The organism is Streptomyces sp. NPDC037301 (genome assembly GCF_055602785.1).
In genome coordinates this window covers 1-19,014 of record NZ_JBVJWD010000084.1, presented here as the reverse complement: position 1 = coordinate 19,014, position 19,014 = coordinate 1, and the positions used below count along the sequence as shown (strand labels likewise).

Here is a 19,014-nt window from a genome sequence, read left to right as displayed (position 1 = left end):
GGATGCGGTGCGGGTGGTGGCTGCCCGCGGCCGTTTGATGCAGGCGTTGCCCGCGGGTGGTGTGATGGTGTCGCTGGAGGCGTCCGAGGAGCAGGCTCTCGGGTGGATTGCCGGGGCCGGGGTGGGTGGCTCGGTGTCGCTGGGTGCGGTCAACGGCCCGTCTTCGGTGGTCGTTTCGGGTGCCGAGGTGGCGGTCGGGAGGGTGGCGGGGCTGGCACGGGCTGCCGGGTGCCGCACTCGGAAGCTGCGGGTGAGCCGGGCGTTCCATTCGCCGTTGGTGGAGCCGGTGCTGGAGGAGTTCGCGGCGGTGTTGCGCGAGGTGTCCTTCAGCGAGCCGGGCGTTGCTGTGGTGTCGAATGTGACCGGTTTGGTGGCGGAGGCGGGCGAGTTGGCTTCGGTCGAGTACTGGGTGCGTCATGTCCGGGAGGCCGTGCGGTTCGGGGATGGTGTGGAGTGCCTGGTCGGGCGGGGTGTGACCGAGTTCGTCGAGGTCGGTCCCGAAGCGGTGCTCTCCGGTCTGGTGCAGGGCCGTGGTGAAGGTGTGGTCGCGGTTCCTTCGGTGCGGGTGGGGCAGGGTGAGCTGGCGTCGTTCGTCCAGGGGCTGGCGCGTCTGCATACTCGCGGCATCCCGGTGTCGTGGCCGGTGCTGCGTCCCGGACGCCGGGTCGCGTTGCCCACGTACGCCTTCAACCGGCAGCGCTACTGGCCCCGGCGCTCCGCGCCGGCCGGTGTGGACGCGGCCATCGGGTCCGTGGGCCTCGAAACCACAGGACACCCGCTGCTCGGCGCCAGGGTCGGCCTGGCCGAGGGCGACGGCGTGCTCCTCACCGGCAGGCTCTCGCTGGCGGAGCTGCCCTGGCTGGCCGACCACGCGGTGCTCGGCACCGTGCTCTTCCCCGGTGCGGGCTTCGTCGAGATGGCGCTGCGGGCCGGCGACGAGGTCGGCTGCGCCGGCGTCGAGGAACTTACGCTGCACGCCCCGCTGGTGCTTCCCGAAGGTGTCACCGCGCGGGTCCAGCTGACGGCGGGCGACGCGGACGAGGAAGGACGCCGCTCCTTCGCGGTGCACGCGAGGACCGGCGACGCCGGAGCCTGGGTCACCCACGCCACCGGTGTGCTGTCCCCGGCGCAGGCGGCACCCGGGCCGCTCCCCGCATCCCAGGTGTGGCCGCCGGAGGGCGCCGTACCCGTCGAGGTGGACGGCCTCTACGACACGATGAGAGAGGGTGGCTTCGCCTACGGCCCCAGCTTCCAGGGGCTCACGGCGGCATGGCGCCGCGGCTCCGAGGTGTTCGCCGAGGTGCGGCTGCCCGAGGGCGGCGACGCGGGCGACGCGGGCGACTTCTGCCTGCACCCCGCGGTGCTCGACGCGGCCTTGCACGGCGTGTCCCTGCTGGAGGGCTCCGGCGACAGCGAGCCGCCGCGAGGCCTGCCGTTCGCCTGGGAAGGCGTGTGCCTGTACGCCACGGGTGCGGCCGCCGTGCGCGTCAGTCTCGCCCCGGCGGGTACCGGCGGTGTCACGGTCACCATGACCGACGGTGCCGGGCTGCCGCTGGCCTCCGTCGACACACTCGTCCTGCGCCCGGTCACCGGCGGCCAGCTGCGCGCCGCGCGCGGCCACAACGACTGGCTGTACCGCACCGGTTGGGCCGAGCTGCCCCCGGTTGCAGGCGACGCCTCCCGGCTCCCCTGGGCCGTCATCGGTGACGAGGCCGCCGCGCTCACCCGCGCCGCGGACGCCGACAGCGAGGTGTACGGGAATCTCGCGGACCTCGCCGCGGCGATCGACGCGGGAACCGCCGTGCCGGAGACCGTCGTCGTCGCCTGCCCCGACTCCTTGGCCGACGTACCGGAGGCCACGAAGGCGGCCACAGTCTGGGCGCTGGAGACGGCGCAGGCCTGGCTCGACGACGACAGGTTCGCCCCGTCCCGGTTGGTGCTGCTCACCCGCAACGCGGCGACCCTCGCGGCGGCGGCCACCGACGGGCAGGGCCCCGACCCGGCGCACGCCGCGGCCCGCGGTCTGCTGCGCTCGGCCCAGTCCGAACACCCTGACCGTATGGTGCAGTTCGACCTTCCGGCCGATCCCGCCGATGGCACGGCAGCGCTCCTGGTGCCAGCCGTCCGGACCGCCCTCGCGGCGGGCGAACCCGAACTGGCGCTCCGCGACGGCGCGTTGTGGGCACCCCGACTTGCCCGCGTGGTCCCGGCCGCCCCCGCCGAGCAGACCGAGGACGAGGAGGCGCCGGTCTGGGACCCGAACGGGACCGTCCTCATCACCGGCGGCACCGGCGTCCTCGGCAGTGCCGTGGCCCGTCACCTGGCGGGCGAGCACGGCGTACGCCATCTGCTGCTGCTCGGCCGCCAGGGCCTGCAGGCCGCGGGCGCGCAGGAGCTGGTGGCCGAACTCGCCGGGCTCGGCGCCGAGACCACGGTCGCCGCCTGCGACGTGGCGGACCGGGACAGCCTGGCCGCCGTCCTCGGGGACATCCCTGCCGGCCGTCCACTGCGCGGCGTGGTCCACTCCGCGGGCGTCGTGGACGACGGGGTCATCTCCTCGCTGACCCCCGATCGGGTCGACACCGTGCTGCGGCCCAAGTCGCAGGCTGCATGGAACCTGCACGAACTCACCGCGGACCTGGACTTCTTCGTCCTGTTCTCCTCCGCGGCCGGCATCCTCGGCGCGGCCGGCCAGGCCAACTACGCCGCGGCCAACACCTTCCTCAACGCCCTGTCCGAGCACCGCAGGGCCCAGGGGCTCACCGCGCACGCGCTGGCCTGGGGCCTGTGGGAGCAGCGCAGCACCATGTCGGGCGTCATGAGCGAGCAGGACCTCGCCCGCGCCTCCCGCGGCGGCATGTCGGCCCTGTCCATCGAGGACGGCCTCACGCTGTTCGACGCGGCGCTCGCCGCGGGCGAACCGGTGCTCGTCCCGATGGCGTTCGACCCGGCCGCCGTCCGCGGCGAGGCCGCCGGAATCCCCCCGGTGATGCGCGGCCTCGTCCGCACCACCTCCCGGCGGGCCACAGGCGCCGAGCCCACCGGCGGGCTCCGCCACCGGCTGCGCGCGCTGTCCGCCGCCGCCCGCGAGGAGGCGCTGCTGCAGCTGGTGCTGCGGCACGTCACCGCCGCACTCGGCTACGCGCCCGACAGCGACCTGGAGTCCGACCGGGCCTTCTCCGAGCTCGGATTCGACTCGCTGACCGCGGTGGACCTGCGCAACCAGCTCGCCACGGCCACCGGGGTGCGGTTGCCCGCCACCCTCGTCTTCGACTACCCGACGCCGGCGGCGCTCGCCCGCCACCTGCGCGCCGAACTCGTCGGCGACGAAGCCGACGCAGCAGCCCCGGCCCTCGTGGCGCCGGCGGCGTCCGGCGACGACGACCTGATCGCCATCATCGGCATGAGCTGCCGCTACCCCGGCGGCGTCCGCACGCCCGAGGAGCTGTGGCAGTTGGTCGCCGAGGGCAGGGACGGTGTCACGCCGTTCCCCGAGGACCGCGGCTGGAACGTGCGCGAACTCGTCGACCGGGACGGCCGGCGCGCCAACACCAGCTATGTCGGTGAGGGCGGATTCCTGCACGACGCCGCCGATTTCGACCCCGAGTTCTTCGGGATCTCGCCGCGCGAGGCCCTCGCCATGGACCCGCAGCAGCGGCTCCTCCTGGAGACCACCTGGGAGGCATTCGAGTACGCGCACATCGACCCCGCAGCCGTGCGCGGCAGCAGGGTCGGTGTGTTCGCCGGGCTCATGTACCACGACTACGCCGCCCGGCTGCACTCCGTCCCCGAGGAGGTCGCGGGCTTCCTCGGCAACGGCAACACCGGCAGCATCGCGACTGGCCGTGTCTCGTACACGTTCGGGTTCGAGGGTCCTGCGGTGACGGTGGACACGGCGTGCTCGTCGTCGCTGGTGGCGCTGCACCAGGCGGTGCAGGCGCTGCGGCAGGGTGAGTGCACCCTGGCTGTGGCCGGCGGGGTCGCCGTCATGGCGACCCCGGACTCCTTCGTCGAGTTCAGCCGCCAGCAGGGCCTGGCGCCCGACGGCCGCTGCAAGTCCTTCGCGGCTGGTGCCGACGGCACCACTTGGTCGGAGGGCGTGGGCTTGCTCCTGGTGGAGCGGTTGTCGGACGCGCGGCGCAACGGGCACGAGGTGCTCGCCGTGGTGCGTGGCTCCGCCCTCAACCAGGACGGCGCGTCCAACGGTCTGACCGCGCCCAACGGCCCCTCGCAGCAGCGGGTGATCCGTCAGGCGCTGGCCAGTGCGGGCATGACGGCCGCCGAGGTCGACGTCGTCGAGGCACACGGCACCGGAACCTCGCTCGGCGACCCCATCGAGGCCCAGGCGGTCCTCGCCACCTACGGCCAGGACCGCGCCGGCGAACAGCCGCTCCTGATGGGCTCGTTGAAGTCCAACTTCGGTCACACGCAGGCAGCCGCAGGTGTCGGCGGGATCATCAAGATGGTCGAGGCGATGCGGCACGGTGTGGTGCCGAAGACGCTGCATGTGGACGAGCCGACGCCGCATGTGGACTGGTCGGCGGGAGCGGTGGAGCTGGTCACCGAGAGCCGTGCGTGGCCGGAGACCGGGCGTCCGCGCCGGGCCGCCGTCTCCTCGTTCGGTATCAGCGGTACGAACGCGCATGTGGTTCTGGAGCAGGCGCCGGCCGATCAGCCGGCTGTGCCCGGGGATGTTTCTGCTGTCGAGCCGTCGGAGGAGGCCGCGGGTGCCGTCGTGCCCTGGGTACTCTCCGCACGCTCCGCCGCCGGGCTGCGCGGGCAGGCCGCGCGGCTGCGGGAGTCCGCAGCCGTGGCGGAGGCGTCCGACGCGGACGTCGCCTGGTCGCTGCTCTCCGCACGGTCCGCCATGGAGCACCGCGCCGTGGTCACGGGCCACACCCGCCAGGAGCTCCTGCGCGGCCTCGACGCCGTCATCTCCGGCGAGCACGCTCCGCACACCGTCCTGGACCGCGCGAAGTCGGGTCGCTCCCTGGCCCTGGTGTTTTCGGGTCAGGGGTCTCAGCGGGTGGGTATGGGGCGTGAGCTGGTGTCTCTGCCGGGGTTCGGTGAGGTGTTCGAGGAGGTGTGCGGTGCTTTTGACGGGTTGTTGGAGGTGCCGTTGCGTGAGGTGTTGTGGGCCGAGGAGGGTTCGGACACCGCGGCTCTGATCGATGAGACGGTGTACACGCAGACGGGTCTGTTCGCTTTTGAGGTGGCGCTGTTCCGGTTGTTGGAGCGGTGTGGGGTGCGTCCTGATTATGTGATGGGACATTCGGTGGGTGAGTTGGCTGCCGCGTATGTGGCGGGTGTCTGGTCGCTTGAGGATGCGGTGCGGGTGGTGGCTGCCCGCGGCCGTTTGATGCAGGCGTTGCCCGCGGGTGGTGTGATGGTGTCGCTGGAGGCGTCCGAGGAGCAGGTTCTCGGGTGGATTGCCGGGGCCGGGGTGGGTGGCTCGGTGTCGCTGGGTGCGGTCAACGGCCCGTCTTCGGTGGTCGTTTCGGGTGCCGAGGTGGCGGTCGGGAGGGTGGCGGGGCTGGCACGGGCTGCCGGGTGCCGCACTCGGAAGCTGCGGGTGAGCCGGGCGTTCCATTCGCCGTTGGTGGAGCCGGTGCTGGAGGAGTTCGCGGCGGTGTTGCGCGAGGTGTCCTTCAGCGAGCCGGGCATTGCTGTGGTGTCGAATGTGACCGGTTTGGTGGCGGAGGCGGGCGAGTTGGCTTCGGTCGAGTACTGGGTGCGTCATGTCCGGGAGGCCGTGCGGTTCGGGGATGGTGTGGAGTGCCTGGTCGGGCGGGGTGTGACCGAGTTCGTCGAGGTCGGTCCCGAAGCGGTGCTCTCCGGTCTGGTGCAGGGCCGTGGTGAAGGTGTGGTCGCGGTTCCTTCGGTGCGGGTGGGGCAGGGTGAGCTGGCGTCGTTCGTTCAGGGGCTGGCGCGTCTGCATACTCGCGGCATCCCGGTGTCGTGGCCGGTGCTGCGTCCCGGACGCCGGGTCGCGTTGCCCACGTACGCCTTCAACCGGCAGCGCTACTGGCTGGACGCCCCCGCCGCCACCGGTGAGGAGCACACCTCCGAGCTCGACCAGGCCTTCTGGTCCGCGGTGGAGGGCGAGGACATGGAGGTCCTGGCCCGCACCCTGGGTGTCGACGAGGAGGAGCGGCAGGCGCCGCTGCGGGAGATCCTGCCGGTCCTCGCCGACTGGCGCCGCAGGTCCAAGGAGCGTTCGGACCTCGGCGAGCTCTGCTACGACGTGAACTGGCGTCCCCTCGCCGAACCGGCCGCACAGCCGACCGGCACCTGGCTGAAGATCACCGCGGGTGGCACGGCGGCCGCCGAGTGTGTCGCGACGCTGGAGCGGCAGGGCCTCGATGTCGTGACCGTGGACGTCTCCGCCGACCTCGAGGGCGCCACGAACCCCGGCGCCCTCGCCGAGCGGCTCCGTGCCGTGGTCGCGGACACGCCCGTGCGCGGAGTGCTGTCCCTCCTCGCGCTGGCGGAGGGCCAGGGCGACGCCTGGCCGCTGGCCGCCACCCACGCGCTGGTGCGCGCCCTGGGCGAGGCGGACGTGCCGGCACCCCTGTGGTGCGTCACCCAGGGCGCCGTCGCCGTCGCCGCTGAGGAGACCAGGCCGGGCCAGGCGCAGGTCTGGGGCCTCGGCCGCGTGGCCGCGCTGGAGCACCCGGAGCGCTGGGGCGGTCTCATCGACCTGCCCGAGGAGTTCGGGGCGCGGGACACCGCACGGCTGGGCGCCGTCCTGGCCGGGACCACCGGCGAGGACCAGGTGGCGCTGCGCGTCGGCGGACTCCTCGCCCGGCGGCTGCGGCGCGCCCCCCTCGCGGTCACGGTGGACGGCGTGGGCTGGACCCCGCGCGGCACGGCCCTGGTCACCGGCGGCACCGGCGCCCTGGGCGCCCACGTGGCCCGCTGGCTGGCGCGCTCGGGCGTGGAGCACCTGGTGCTGACCAGCCGCAGGGGCCGCCAGGCTCCCGAGGCCGCAGCCCTGGAAGCCGAACTGACCGGCCTGGGAGCCATGGTGACCATCGCCGCGTGCGACGTCGCCGACCGGGGCGCGCTGGACGCGCTGCTCGGCGAGCTCGCCGCCGACGGTGTTCGCGTCACGTCGGTGCTGCACACCGCGGGCGTCGCCCAGTCCAGCCGCATCGACGAGACACAAGCGCACGACGTGACCGCCATCAGCGCGGGCAAGGCCGACGGCGCACGCCACCTCGACGAAGCCTTCGCCGACACCGAGCTGGACACGTTCGTGCTGTTCTCCTCCACGGCCGGCGTCTGGGGCGGTGCCGGACAGGGCGCCTACGGAGCCGCCAACGCCTACCTCGACGCGCTCGCCGAACGGCGCAGGGCGCGCGGCGCCGTCGCCACCTCGGTGGCGTGGGGGCCGTGGAGCGAGGGCGGCATGGCGGCCCAGGGCGACGCCGAGGCGCACCTGCGCCGACGCGGCGTGCGGGCGCTCGCACCGGACACTGCGCTGACCCTGCTCCGGCACGCGATCGACCAGCGGGTGACCTGCCTGACGGTGGCCGACGTCGAGTGGGAGAAGTTCGCCCTGTCGTACACCTCGACGCGGCCCAGCACCCTGCTGTCCGACATTCCCGAGGCCCTGCGGGCGCAGGCACCGGCCGAGCCCGCCGAGGACGGCGCCGACGAGCTCGTCCGACGCCTTTCCGGGCTCTCCGGCGCCGACCGGCAGCAGGCGCTGACCGAGCTGGTGCGCACACATGCGGCGGCCGTGCTCGGACACACGGGGATCGCGGCGATCGAGGCGGACAAGCCGTTCCGCGACGTGGGCTTCGACTCGCTCGCGGCGGTCGAATTCCGCAACCGGCTGACCGAGGCCACCGGGCTCGCCGTGTCGGCCACCTCGATCTTCGACTACCCCACCCCGGCCGAACTCGCGGAGCACCTGCGCTCCGAACTGGGCGAGGGCGAACTGTCGGATAAGTCCGTGCTCGCCGAGATCGACCGTCTTGAGGGAAGGCTCGCCGCGGTCGCGGCCCAGGCCGCCCCCTCGCCGGACGTCCTGGCCAGGCTGACGGCCCTGGCGGAGCGCTGGTCCTCGGACGCGCCCCGCGAGGCGGCGGCCGAGCACCTGCGGTCCGCGTCGCGCGACGAGGTCTTCGACTTCATCGAGAACGAGCTCGGCCTGTGAACCACAGCAGTCCGGGAAACACGAACGGGCCAGCGCACGACGGCAGGCCCCTGAGCACGAACGAGCCGGCGCACCCCGGCGGAACCGCGCGCACGAGTGGCGAGCGGCAAGGCGTAAGGCGGCGAGACACACGAATGGGATCCACCATGGATGAGGACAAGACTCTCGACTACCTCAAGCGGGTCACCGCCGACCTGCACAAGGTCCGCGGCCGACTGCGCGAGGTCGAGGACGCCGAGCGGGAGCCCATCGCCATCGTGGGGATGGGCTGCCGGTTCCCCGGCGGCGTCGGCTCCCCCGAGGAGCTGTGGAAGCTGGTGGTCCAAGGGGCCGATGGCGTCAGCGAGTTTCCCACGGACCGCGGCTGGGACCTGGCCGCGCTCTTCGAGGGCGGTCCCGGTCAGGAGGCAGGATCGGCCACCCGCGCCGCCGCGTTCCTGCACGACGCCCCTGACTTCGACGCGGACTTCTTCGGGATCTCGCCGCGCGAGGCCCTCGCCATGGATCCGCAGCAGCGCCTCCTCTTGGAGACTTCCTGGGAGGCCATCGAGCGGGCCGGGCTCGACTCCAGGGCGCTGCGCGGCAGCAGGACCGGTGTGTTCGTCGGCACCAACGGCCAGGACTACGCCACCTTGATGCTCGGCAACAACCAGTCCGAGCTGGCCGGTTTCATGGGCATCGGCAACGCCGCGAGCGTCGCCTCCGGCCGCATCGCCTATACCTTCGGCTTCGAGGGCCCGGCGCTCACCGTCGACACGGCCTGCTCGTCCTCCCTGGTCGCGCTGCACCTGGCCGCGCACGCGCTGCGCAAGGGCGAGTGCACGATGGCCCTCGCGGGCGGCGTGACGATCATGTCGACGCCCAGCATGTTCACCGAGTTCACCAAGCAGCAGGGCCTCGCCTCCGACGGCCGCGTCAAGGCGTTCGCGGCCGCGGCCGACGGCACCGCCTGGGGCGAGGGCGTCGGCGTGTTGCTCGCCGAGCGGCTCTCGGACGCGCGCCGCAACGGCCACCGCGTCCTTGCCGTGCTGCGCGGCTCCGCCGTCAACCAGGACGGCGCGTCCAACGGCCTGACCGCGCCCAACGGCCCCGCGCAGCAGCGCGTCATCCGCCAGGCGCTCGGCAACGCCCGTCTGGCGGCCGCCGAGGTCGACGTCGTCGAGGCGCACGGCACCGGCACCACGCTCGGCGACCCGATCGAGGCCCAGGCACTGCTCGCCACGTACGGCCAGGACCGCCCCGAAGGCCGCCCGCTGCTGCTCGGTTCCGTGAAGTCCAACATCGGCCACACGGCGGCCGCCGCGGGCGTGGCCAGCGTCATCAAGACCGTGCTCGCCCTCCAGCACGGCATCGTGCCGCCCACCCTGAACGTGGACGAGCCCACCCCGCACGTCGACTGGAAAACGGGCGACGTCCGCCTCGTCACTGAGGCCACCGACTGGCCGAGCACCGGGCAGCCGCGCCGCGCGGGCATCTCCGCGTTCGGCGTGAGCGGCACCAACGCCCACGTGATCCTGGAGCAGTTCGAGGACGAAGTTGCCGAGGCCGATTCCGCCGGAATACCCTCCGAGACCCCCGCGCCGCTCGCCGCGGACGGCGCCACCGTGCCGTGGGTCATCTCGGGCCACACCCCCCGTGCGCTGCGCGAACAGGCCGCCCGGCTGTGCGAGGTCGCCGCCGACACCGCCGCAGACATCCTCGGCACCGGCCGCGCGCTCGCCCTGCACCGCACCGCGCTGCGGCACCGTGCCGTCATTCTGTCGGGGGACCGGGACGGGCTGCTCTCCGGTCTCGATGCCGTCGCCGGGCAGGAGACCTCCGCGCACGTCAGGACGGGCGAGGCTGCCTCGTCCGATGCGAAGGTGGTGTTCGTCTTCCCCGGCCAGGGTTCCCAGTGGGCGGGCATGGCCATCGACCTCATGGCCGCGTCCCCGGTGTTCGCCGAGGCCATGCGCGAGTGCGCCGACGCGCTGGCTCAGCACCTCGACTGGGACCCGGTCGAACTGCTGCGAAGCGGCGAGAAGCTGGAGCGCGACGACGTCGTCCAGCCCGTGCTGTGGTCCGTCATGGTCTCCCTCGCGCGGCTGTGGCGCTCCCTGGGCGTCGTGCCCGCCGCTGTCGTCGGCCACTCGCAGGGCGAGATCGCCGCCGCCTGCGCGGCCGGTGCGCTGTCGCTGGCGGACGGCGCCCGCCTCGTGGCCCTGCGCAGCCGGGTGTTCAACGAGCACCTGTCGGGCAAGGGCGCCATGTACTCGCTCTCCGCGACGCCCGAGCAGGCCGCCGCGCTCATCGGGGGCCGGGCCGGAGTGTGGATCGCCTCGGCCAACGGCCCCGAGTCCACCGTCGTGGCCGGCGACCTCGACGCGCTCGCCGAGGTGAACGCCGAGGCCGAGGCCGCCGGGCTGCGGCCGCGGAAGGTCGGCATCGAGTACGCGTCCCACACCCCGCACACCGAGCGGGTGCGCGAGCAGCTCCTCGACCTTGCCGCGCCGGTCGCCCCGCGCGCCGGGGACACACCGATGTACTCGACCGTCAGCGCCGCGCCCGTGCCCGGCGAGACGCTCGACGCCGAGTACTGGTACCGCAACCTGCGCGAGCCCGTCCGCTTCCACGAGACCATCCAGCTGCTCCTGGACGAGGGCAACACCGCCTTCGTGGAGGTCAGCCCGCACCCGGTCCTGATGACCGCGGTCCAGGACACGGTCGCGAACCAGCCGGCAGGCGCCCGCTCCGCCACCGTCACCGGCACCCTGCGCAGGAACGACGGCGGCACCCGCAGGCTCCTGACCTCCCTGGCTCAGCTGTGGACCGGCGGTGTCCACGTCGACTGGGACGCGGTGTACGCCACCGACGCCACCGACGTCGTCGACCTGCCCACCTACGCCTTCCAGCGCCGCCGCTACTGGCTCTCCGCGGGTACCGGCGGCGCGGCCGACGTCTCCGGCGCCGGGCTCTCCCACGTGGGGCACCCGCTGCTGTCCGCGGGCGTCGAGGCCGCCGACGGCGACCGCTACGTACTCACCGGCAGGATCTCCACCCGCACCCACCCCTGGCTCGCCGACCACCAGGTCCTCGGCCGTGTCCTCGTGCCCGGTACCGCTCTGGTCGAACTCGCTCTGCGCGCGGGCGAGTACGCGGGCTGTGACCAGATCGCCGAACTCATCCTGGAAAGTCCGCTGGCCCTGGCCGCCGAAGGACCTGGCGTCGACGTCCAGGTCACCGTCGGCGAGGCCGACCAGGCCGGTGCCCGCCAGGTGCGGATCTTCTCCCGCGCCGCCGGTGCCGACGGTGGCGCGCAGGAGTGGACGGGCCACGCCAGTGGCACCCTGACCGCGGAGCCCGCCGCCGCGCCCGTGGCCGAGCAGTCCGCCTGGCCGCCGGCCGACGCGACGCCGGTGCCCGTCGAGGGCCTGTACGAACGGCTGACCGAGTGGGGCTACGCCTACGGTCCCGTCTTCCAGGGGCTGCGCGCCCTGTGGCGGCGCGGCGACGAACTCTTCGCCGAGGTCGCCCTGGACGAGCGGGGCGGCGCGGACGCAGCCGGCTTCGGCGTGCACCCGGCGCTGGTCGACGCGGCCCTGCACAGCCAGATCGCCACCGCCCTCGACCAGGAGAGCGGCGTCGAGCCGAGGCTGCCGTTCTCCTTCGGTGGGGTACGCCTGCACGCCACCGGAGCCACCACGGCCCGCGTCCGGCTCACCCCGAACGGTGCCAGCTCCCTGTCCCTGACGATGACCGACTCCGCGGGTCTGCCCGTGCTCACCATCGACGAGCTCACCTCGCGGCCCGTGGCTGCCGCCGACATCCGCGAACGGCCGCGCGTGGACGGCCTGTTCCGCCTCGACTGGGTCACGTTGCCCGAGGCCCCCGCACAGTCCGGGCAGAGCCCGGCCGTGCTCGGGGGCGCGGGCGACCTCGCCGAAGGCGCCGAGGGAGCCGTCCGGTTCGCCGACCTCGCCGCGCTCCAGGAGGCCGTACGCACCGGCGAGGAACTGCCCGGCGTGGTGCTGCTGCCCGTGCCCGCGGGAGGCGACGACACCGTGGCCGCCACCCGCGAGGTGACCGGCGCCGTCCTCGACGCGCTGCAGGCCTGGCTCGCCGCCGAGGAGACCGAGACCGCCACCCTCGCGGTCGTCACCCGTGGCGGAGCCGCCGCCGTGCCCGGCGACAGCACCGACCCGGTGCACTCCGCGGTCCGCGGCCTGGTGCGCTCGGCCTGCTCCGAGAACCCCGGCAGGATCGTCCAGATCGACCTGGACAGCGACGCCCGCTCGGCCGCCGCCCTGCCCGCCACAATCACCGCCGCCGTGGCCGCGGGGGAGACGGAGAGCGTGGTGCGCGCGGGCGCCCCGCTGGTGCCCCGGCTCGCCCGCGTGGTGCCCGCCGACACCCTCGCCCCGCCCGCCGACGGCGCGTGGAGCCTCGACGTGGACGGCAGCGGCACCCTCGAAGGGCTGCGGCTCGTGTCGTGCCCGCAGGCCGAGGCGCCGCTGGCCGACGGCCAGGTGCGCGTCGAGGTCCGGGCGACCGGCGTGAACTTCCGCGACGTCCTGCTCGCCCTCGGCGTGGTCGACGTCGCCAAGTCCTTCACCGAGATGGCCTTCGGCTCCGAGGGCGCGGGCTTCGTCACCGAGGTCGGCCCCGGCGTCACCGGCGTTTGTGTCGGCGACCGCGTCATGGGCCTGCTGTCCGGCTCGTACGCGGGACCGCTGGCCGTCACCGACGCCCGCACCATCGCGCCGATCCCCACCGGCTGGTCGTTCGCCCAGGCCGCCGCCGTGCCCACCGTGTTCCTCACCGCCTACTACGCGCTGCAGGACCTCGCCCGCGTCAAGGAGGGCGAGTCGCTGCTCGTCCACGCCGCGGCCGGCGGCGTCGGCATGGCCGCCGTCCAGCTCGCACGCCACTGGGGCATCGAGGTGTACGCCACCGCCAGCGAGCCCAAGTGGCCGACCGTGCGCGCCTCCGGCATCCCCGCCGAACGCCTCGCCTCCTCGCGCACCCTGGACTTCGCCGAGACCTTCCGCGCCGCAAGCGGCGGCCGGGGCGTCGACGTCGTCCTCAACTGCCTGGCACGGGAGTTCACCGACGCCTCGCTCGACCTCCTGGTCCCCGAGGGCCGGTTCATCGAGATGGGCAAGACCGACATCCGTGAGCCGGAGGCCGTCAACACCTCCTGGCCCGGCACGTTTTACCGCTCCTTCGACCTCGGTGAGGCGGGCGCCGGGCGCATCGGCGAGATGCTCACCCACCTCGCTCAGCTCTTCGAGGAAGGCGTGCTCTCCCCGCTGCCGGTGACCACCTGGGACGCCCGCCGGGCGCCCGAGGCCTTCCGCTACCTCAGCCAGGCCAAGCACGTCGGCAAGGTCGCCCTCACCATTCCCACGGCGACCCTGGACGGCACCGTCCTGGTCACCGGCGGCACCGGCTCCATCGGCGCCTCCGTGGCCCGGCACCTGGCCGAGCGGTACGGCGTCACGGACCTGGTGCTCACCAGCCGCCGCGGCCCCGAGGCGCCCGGCGCCGCCGAACTCGTCGCGGAGCTCGCCGAACTCGGCGCCACCGCCCGCGTCGTGGCCTGCGACGCCGCCGAACGCGCCGACCTCGCACGTCTGTTGGACGGCATCGAAGACCTGCGGGGCGTGGTGCACGCCGCGGGCGTCATCGACGACGGAGTGATCACGGCTCTGAACCGCGAGCGGTTCGACACGGTGCTGCGCCCCAAGGCCGACGCCGCCTGGCACCTGCACGAGCTCACCCGCGGCAAGGACCTCGCCCTCTTCGCGTTGTTCTCCTCCGCCTCCGGAGTGTTCGGCGCGCCCGGCCAGGCCAACTACGCCGCGGCCAACGCCTTCCTGGATGGCCTCGCGCACCGCCGCCGCCGCCTCGGACTGCCCGCACAGTCCCTGTCCTGGGGGCTGTGGGCGCAGGCCAGCGGGATCACCGGCGAGCTCGACAAGGCCGACCTCGACCGGATGGCACGTACCGGTGTACGCGCCCTGTCCACCGCCGACGGTCTCGCCCTCTTCGACGCCGCCACCGGCGACAACCACACCCACACCGTCCCCGTGCAGCTGGACCCCTCCAGGTTCACCGGCGACGTCGCGCCCCTGCTGCGCGGCCTGGTCAAGGCCCCCGCCAAGCGGACGGCGTCCACCGCCGCCGCGGACACCGGGGCGGGCGGCGGGCTCGCCGAACGCCTGGCGCGGCTGTCCCCGAAGGAGTGCGAGGAGCTACTCACCGAGGAGGTGCGCCGGCAGGCCTCGGTCGTCCTCGGCCACGACGACACCGAGATCGTGGGCGCTGAGCGGCCGTTCAAGAACCTCGGCTTCGACTCGCTCACCACCGTCGAGCTGCGTAACCGGCTCAACGCCGCCACCGGTCTGCGGCTCTCGGTCACCCTGCTGTTCGACCACCCCACGCCCGCGGCCGTCGCAGCCCACCTCAAGCGGCAGCTGCTCCCGGAGATCGACCCGGCCGCGCTCGCCGCGAGCCAGCTCTCCGCCCTGGAGGCGCTGCTCGACGAGGTCACCGAGGACGACCCAAGGCGCGCGAACCTCACCGTGCGGCTGCGGGCGGTGCTCGCGAAGTGGACCGGGAGCGAGGCCGTGGGCGACGCGGTCAGCCTGGCCGACGTGACCGACGCGGAACTGTTCGAGCTCATGGACAACAGGCCATGGTCCAGCTGACCGGCAGGCGGGTCACGCCGCCCGCCATGTGAATCCACCTGCTGACTGTATTTGCTGGACCGGAAGAGGAATGGATGTCGAACGAGCAGAAGCTCCGCGAGTACCTGAAGCAGGCGGTTGCCGACGCCCGCGACTCCTACGCACGGCTGCGCGCCGTCGAGGAGGCCGCCCGTGAGCCGCTCGCCGTCATCGGCATGAGCTGCCGGTTCCCTGGTGGGGTGCAGACCCCCGAGGACCTGTGGGAGCTGGTCGCCGAAGGGCGCGTGGGCATCGCGGACTTCCCCGCGGACCGCGGGTGGGACCTGGGGGCCCTCTACGACCCGGAGGGGCTGCGCCCGCGCAGCTCGTACATCCGCAAGGGCGGATTCATCGACGGCGCCGCGGACTTCGACGCCGAGTTCTTCGAGATATCCCCGCGCGAGGCCCTCGCCATGGACCCGCAGCAGCGGGTGCTCATGGAGGCCTCCTGGGAGGCGTTCGAGCGGGCCGGGATCGACCCGGGCACGCTGCGCGGCGAGAGCGCGGGGGTCTTCGTCGGCGGCGTCCTGTCCGGCTACGGCTCGAACGTGGGCACCACGCAGGACAGTGAGGGCTACCTGCTGACCGGCAACGCCTCCAGCATCTTCTCCGGCCGCCTCTCCTACACGTACGGGTTCGAGGGGCCCGCCGTCACCGTCGACACCGCCTGTTCCTCCTCGCTGACCGCGCTGCATCTCGCGGCGCAGTCGCTGCGCACCAAGGAGAGCTCGCTGGCCGTGGTGGGCGGCGTGATGGTGATGTCGACGCCGGCCGCCTTCACCGAGTTCAGCAAGCAGCGCGGGCTTTCCCAGGACGGCCTCGTCAAGGCGTTCGCGGCCGCGGCCGACGGCACCGCCTGGGGCGAGGGCGTCGGCGTGTTGCTCGTCGAGCGGCTCTCGGACGCGCGCCGCAACGGCCACCGCGTCCTGTCCGTCATCCGCGGCTCCGCAGTCAACCAGGACGGCGCCTCGAACGGCCTGACCGCGCCCAACGGTCCCTCCCAGCAGCGGGTCATCCGCTCGGCGCTCGCCAACGCGGGGCTCGCCGCGTCCGACATCGACGCCCTGGAGGCGCACGGCACCGGCACGACCCTGGGCGACCCGATCGAGGCCCAGGCGCTCCTCGCCACGTACGGCCAGGACCGTCCCGAAGGCCGCCCGCTGCTGCTCGGCTCGGTGAAGTCCAACATCGGCCACACGCAGTCGGCGGCCGGTATCGCGGGCGTCATCAAGATGGTGCTCGCCCTGCAGCACGGCGTGGTGCCGCCCACCCTGAACGTGGACGAGCCCACCCCGCACGTCGACTGGACGGCGGGCGCCGTCGAGCTGGTGACCGAGGCCGTCGCCTGGCCCGAGACGGGCAGGCCGCGGCGTGCAGCGGTGTCCTCGTTCGGCATCAGCGGAACCAACGCCCACGTCATCCTCGAACAGGCCCCCGAGGCCGAGGAGCCGGAGGCCGAGGAGCCGTCCGCGGGCGACGCGGCGATCCCGGTGCTCACCGGCGTCCCCGCTCCCTGGCCGCTGTCCGCCAAGAACGCCGCCGCGCTGTACGACCAGGGCGGCAGGCTGCGCACCTTCCTCGCCGACGCGGGCGCCCCCGACGCGGACGCCGTCGCCGCTGCCCTTGTCCGCACCCGCGCCTCCTTCACCCACCGCGCCGTCGTCTTCGGCGACGAGCGCCCCGCGGCCCTTGCCTCGCTCGCCGACGGCACGGCGGAGGCGCCCGGCCTGGTGCACGGCACCGCACGCCCCGGCGCCAAGGTCGCGTTCGTCTTCCCCGGCCAGGGCTCCCAGTGGACCGGCATGGCCACCGGACTCCTCAAGTCCTCGCCGGTCTTCGCCGAGGCCATGCGCGAGTGCGCCGACGCACTGGCGCCGCACGCCGACTGGCGGTTGCTCGACGTCCTCGGCGACGAACAGGCCCTCAAGCGCGTCGACGTGGTGCAGCCCACCCTGTGGGCCGTCATGGTCTCCCTCGCCAAGGTCTGGCAGGCCGCGGGCGTCACGCCCGATGTCGTGGTGGGACACTCCCAGGGCGAGATCGCCGCCGCCTGCGCCGCCGGCATCCTCTCCCTTGAGGACGGGGCGCGCCTGGTCGCGCTGCGCAGCCGCACCATCGCCGAGGACCTCGCGGGGCAGGGCGGCATGGTCTCCCTGGCCGCCTCCGCCGAGCGCGCCGCCGAACTCCTCGGCGGACGCGACGGCGTGTGGGTGGCCGCCGTCAACGGCCCTGGCGCGACCGTCGTCGCCGGCGCCCCCGAGGTGCTCGCCGAGGTCTCCGAGGCCGCCGGGGCCGCGGGCGTCCGTGCCCGCACCATCCCGGTCGACTACGCATCCCACACCCCGCACGTCGAAAGCATCCGCGACCGGCTCCTCCAGGTCGCCGGACCCATCGCGCCCCGCGCCGGGTCCGTACCGATGTACTCGTCGGTGACCGTGCAGCCCCTCGCCGGGGGCCGTGCCGACGCGCAGTACTGGTACCGGAACCTGCGCGAGCCCGTGCGGTTCGCCGAGACGGTCACCGCCCTCCTCGACCGCGGCATCGACACGTTCGTCGAGATCAGCCCGCACCCGGTGATCGCCCCCGCCATCGAGGACCTCGCGGCCGCGGCGGGCCACGACGACGTGGTCGTCTCGGGGACGCTCCGCCGAGACCAGGACGAGAGCACCGCCCTGACCCGCGCCGCCGCCACCCTGTGGACCTGCGGCGCCGCCATCTCCTGGGACACCTTCCTGGACGGCGCGGCCGCCACCGCGACCCCGGCCGGCCCGACCGATGCGGCCGAGCTGCCGACGTATCCGTTCCAGCGGCGCCGTTTCTGGATGGAGGGTCCCGCCAGCACCGGGGACGCCGCGGGCATCGGGCTCGACCCGGTCACCCACCCGCTGCTCGCCGCTGCCACGATCCCCGCCGAGTCCGGCGCGGCCGTCTTCACGGGCAGGATCTCCCTGCCGACGCACCCCTGGCTGGCCGACCACGTCCTCCTGGAGACCGTGCTCCTTCCCGGCACCGCCTTCCTCGAACTCGCGCTCGCCGCGGGCCGGGAGAGGGGCTGCGGCCGGGTGCAGGAGCTCACCCTGGAGCGCCCCCTCACCCTCACCGCGGACACCGGCGTCACCCTCCAGGTCCAGGTCGCCGAGGCCGACGAGTCCGGCGCGCGGACCGCCACGATCCACTCCAGGACCGGCACCGCCGACCAGGAGGAGCCCGCCGAGTGGATCCGGCACGCCACCGCCACCCTGACGGCCGAAGAGTCCCGGGAATCAGGGGAGTTCGGTGACCTCCAGGGCGCCTGGCCGCCCGCTGGCGCCACCCCCGTCGAGATGGGCGACTTCTACGGCGCGCTGTTCGAGCGCGGCTACGAGTACGGCCCCGCTTTCCAGGGCCTGCAGTCCGTCTGGCGCCGCGGCGGCGAGGTGTTCGCCGAAGTGGCCCTGCCCGAGGAGGCGGCCGCCGACGACTTCCTCGCCCACCCCGCTCTCCTCGACGCCGCCCTCCACGCCATGGGCCTGGGCGGCCTGTTCGGGGACGAGGGCGCAGTGCGCCTCCCGTTCGCCTGGTCCGGCGTACAGACCTGGACCGACGGCGCCACCTCGCTGCGCGTCCGGCTGACCGCGGCCGGTGGCGACGGCGTACGGCTGCTGGCCACGGATGCCGCGGGCACGCCCGTCGCCTCCGTGGACGAGCTCGTGCTGCGCCCGCTCTCCGCCGCCGACGTGCGCGTGGCGGCCCCCACCCGGTCGCTGTACGTCCCGCGCTGGGGCGCCTGGCGGCCCGCGACCGCCGCCGCACCCCTCACCGTCCCGTGGCACCCGGGCACCCCGCTCGCCGAAGTCATCGCCGACGACCCCGAGTTGGTGCTAATCGACTGCACCGCCCAGGACCTGCCCGGCGGCGACGACGTACCGGCCGCGGCCCACGCCCTGACCGGCGTCGTGCTGGCCCGTGTCCAGGAGTGGCTCGCCCCGGGGACGCCCACGCGGGCCAGGCTCGCCGTGCTGACCCGCGGCGCCGTCGGCATCGCGCCCGAGGACCTGCCCGACCCGGTGCAGGCCGCCGTACGCGGCTTCCTGCGCTCCGTGCAGTCCGAACACCCCGACCGCTTCGTGCTGGTGGATACCGATGGCGGGGCTGTCGGTGTTC

At 73.9% G+C, this 19,014-nt stretch carries 2 protein-coding genes and 1 pseudogene; all 3 read left to right on the top strand.

Going from position 1 to position 19,014, the window contains the following annotated elements:
• The first annotated feature begins 13 nt into the window (after positions 1 to 13).
• Positions 14 to 8,164, top strand: a complete 8,151-nt coding sequence (locus ACZ7IB_RS46135) for a type I polyketide synthase (protein ID WP_470921152.1) — start codon at positions 14 to 16, stop codon at positions 8,162 to 8,164.
• 134 nt (positions 8,165 to 8,298) lie between these two features.
• Entirely contained in the window at positions 8,299 to 14,853 is a 6,555-nt protein-coding gene (locus tag ACZ7IB_RS46130; RefSeq protein WP_470921150.1) for an SDR family NAD(P)-dependent oxidoreductase, read from the top strand.
• A gap of 98 nt (positions 14,854 to 14,951) precedes the next feature.
• Positions 14,952 to 19,014 (top strand): annotated as a pseudogene (locus ACZ7IB_RS46125) (type I polyketide synthase); the annotation flags it as partial.

Excerpts from the sequence above, each read along its gene's own strand:
- ACZ7IB_RS46130 (WP_470921150.1), top strand. The coding sequence starts at position 8,299 with ATGGGATCCACCATGGATGAGGACAAGACTCTCGACTACCTCAAGCGG.